2 protein-coding genes are annotated in these 3,599 nt (G+C 40.4%); both read left to right on the top strand.

Annotated features, from left to right (window positions below; translation table 11 throughout):
* The coding region (locus tag AC1DDX_RS25375) for a SusC/RagA family TonB-linked outer membrane protein (protein WP_477622820.1) at positions 1-1,841 on the top strand (1,841 nt) is incomplete at its 5' end.
* A gap of 17 nt (positions 1,842-1,858) precedes the next feature.
* Positions 1,859-3,367: a RagB/SusD family nutrient uptake outer membrane protein gene (locus AC1DDX_RS25380; protein WP_337716432.1), complete on the top strand. Its 1,509-nt coding sequence runs from the start codon at positions 1,859-1,861 to the stop codon at positions 3,365-3,367.
* Positions 3,368-3,599: the final 232 nt, after the last annotated feature.

Raw genomic sequence — 3,599 nt, forward strand, 5'->3', positions numbered from 1 at the left:
TCACAACAGACGCAGGTTTTACAGGTAGTTTGATCAGTCAGGCCCTTTCATGGAATCCAACGCAACCATTAAGAAATGCCGACGGATCATTGTTTATTGAGAATGGTAGAATTGTTAACCCTTTAGCCATGTCTGAAGCGTATAACGATAAATCAAAAGTATCAACCATCCTGGGTAGTATTTCACCATATTACAAAATTGCTCCATGGCTTGAATTCCGAATGTTGGCCAGCATAAACTATAGCACGGGGGTAAGAAGATCATCTACCCGTAGCTTTATTAACCTGGAGGGCGTACAGGAAAAACCAGATCAGAACTTTTTGGGAGGTTACGCAAGTTATTCGAGCACTGAATTAATAACACAGCAATTTACCAATACCTTAACTTTTAATAAAGAGATTGCCTCGCGTTTAAACCTGAATGCCCTTGTTGGTTATGAATATACCAACTACATCAATAAGGGTTCAAACATGAATGCAACAGGTTTTGGAAACATTCCTGTGGATTATACAGATGCACTACAGGCAACTGCACCGGCCAATCGTAAGATGAGCTCATACTACGACCCTAAAACACAACTTCAGTCTTACTTTGCAAGAGCCATCTTTAACTATGCAGATAAATATCTGTTAACGGCAACTTTCAGAGCAGATGGTTCTACCAAGTTCGGTGCCGATAATAAGTATGGTTATTTCCCATCTTTCTCTGCTGCATGGAATATTAAAAACGAAGCATTCCTTTCAGAAACAGAATGGCTGGATCAGCTTAAAATCAGGGCTGGCTATGGCAAAACAGGGAATCAGGAATTCCCATCCGGATCGGCACAACAGCGTTATGCTTTTGGTTACGACCAGGGAGGCCAAACTTTAACGGGGATAAACAATAAAAATGATAAATTAAAATGGCAGGCAGATGAGCAGACCAATATTGGAATAGACTTTGGTCTTTTTAAAAGCAGATTAACAGGGTCGGTAGATTATTTTAGAAAAACCACTACTGATCTGTTGTTTCCACAAATACCATTCTATCCTTCTGCTGCAGGAGCATCAGTTACCTGGGTAAATCTTCCCGGTAAAATCAAAAACAATGGTATTGAGTTAACATTAAATGGAAGTATCATTGATAAAGAAAACATCAGCTGGTCGTTAGGTGGTAATGCTACGTTTATAAAAAACAAAGTACAGGATGTTACAGGAATTATTAATACCGGTTCTTTAAACGGACAGGGATTAAGCGATGTAACATTAGAAGTGATCCAGAATGGCGTGCCGCTTTTTGCTATGGTTACCCGCCGCTATGAGGGCCTTGATGAGAATGGATTTTCGAAATACACCGATGATGGTTTTACATATTATTACGTTGGTAACCCAAATCCAAGTGTAATCCTGGGTATCAGTACAGATTTCAGGTATAAAAAATTATCATTAGGTCTTAACTTTAATGGTTCTTTAGGGCAAGATGTGTATAACAACACCGCCAACTCTGTATTGCCAATTACCAATTTAGGCACCCGAAATGTTGCATCGGCACTGTTAAATTCCGGCATACAGGAATCACTGGCTAATCCAATTTCTGCTTCTTCACGCTATATAGAAAAAGGCGATTACCTAAAACTGGCGAATGCCACAATAAGCTATAACATTGGAAATATAGGAAAAGCAATTAAAGGATTAAACATATACGTTAACGGACAAAATTTATTTGTGCTTACAAATTATTCAGGCTTTGATCCGGAGGTAAATGTTGACAAGAGCATCAATGGCGTTCCATCGGCAGGTATAGAATATGTGCCTTACCCATCCGCAAGAACGTTCAATTTCGGGGTTAATTTTTCTCTTTAATTTAAATATTCTCAGACATGAAAAATAGATATATAACAGCCTTAATAATTACTGCTTTATCAATTGCGGGCTGTACAAAACTTGATGAAACACTTAATGGCGAGATCAATGACAGTGGTGTAAGCTCCGGCAATGTTGCAGCTGTACTAAATGCAAGCTATAATGCAATGAGGGCTCCTTTCCAGGGACCTTATGGATGGTGGGCATTGCAGGAATTCCCTACTGATGAGGCCATTGTTCCAACCCGCGGTGGAGACTGGGACGACAATGGTGCATGGAGAGCGCTCCATCTGCACAAATGGGCACCAGATCATACCCGTATTCATAGTGTATTCAGGGACCTGGGTAGTGCAAGTTATGTTGCCACCAGCGTACTTCAATTCAATCCTAGTCCACAACAGGCCGCAGAAGCCAGATTCATTCGTGCATTTTCAGAATTTGCTGTTCTGGATGGCTGGGGTCAGGTACCTTATAGAGAACCGGGCGAGGATGTTACACAACCTTCGAGAGTAAGAAATGCTGCCGATGAGATCAATTACCTGATTACGGAGATTACGGCAATTATTCCTAATTTACCAGATGGTCCTACAACAAGTGCCAACAAAAATGCCGCTCGTATGCTGCTCATGAAATGTTATTTGAACAAAGGAGCATTCTTAAACCGTGCAGCGCCAACCTTTGATGCAGCAGATATGACCAAAGTTATCAGTCTTGCTGATGAAATTATTGGCACCAACAAATATGTATTGGCTGCAAATTACTTCGACAATTTTGCACCTTCAAATGATGCCTCAAAGGAGAATGTTTTTGCCGGACGCAATGTTGGTGGATCAGATGCTGGCGGACTGAATGCAATGTGGGTTGCTCCTTTACACTACAACCAAAATCCAAGTGGTAATAATGGCTTTTGTACCTTATCCGACTTCTACAACAAGTTTGAAAGTGTAGATTCCAGAAGAGGTGCAGCCTACCCGGGTGTTACAAACGTATCCGGAGTAAGAGTTGGCTTCCTTGTTGGGCAGCAAGTTAACCAGAACGGAGTTGCCATAAAGGATAGAAGAGGCAATAATTTGATATTCACACCTGAGGTTAATATCATTGAAAGGGATAAAGACAGATTAGAAGTTGCGGGCATACGCGTAATCAAGTATCCTATCGACTATACCAATTCAGCTACAGGAATACCTGAAAATGATTGGGTGTATTATCGCTATTCAGATGTTTTACTGATGAAGGCCGAAGCGTTATTAAGAACTCAACAGCCTGCGCTTGCTTTAGCATTAGTTAATCAGGTAAGATTAGTGAGGAAGGCAACCGTATGGACTGCCGTAACACTTGACCAGTTGTTAGATGAAAGAGGGCGCGAGTTTTTCTGGGAAGGGGTAAGAAGACAAGACCTTATCCGTTTTGGAAAATACCTTACCCCATGGCAGGAAAAACCAACTGACGATCCTAAGTATCTGGTTTTCCCAATACCATCAAATCAATTGGCAAATCCAAATTACACACAGAATCCCGGATACTAAGCCTTGTTAAAATTAGTCCTGGTGTTAAAAGTCAGGGCTAATTTTTCAAAACCGACTGCGTATCAATTACTTTACATTCAATAATAAGTATTTGATACGCATACTGGTTAAGTTTGATAAACAACCACTACCACCCTAATATTGATTATATGAACCCTAAGTTTTTAAAGTCAACTTTATTAATGCTGACTTTTATTTGCCTCATTAATTCTGCCATAGCAGGCATACATAC

It is taken from the genome of Pedobacter sp. 10L46_2, from assembly GCF_056395165.1.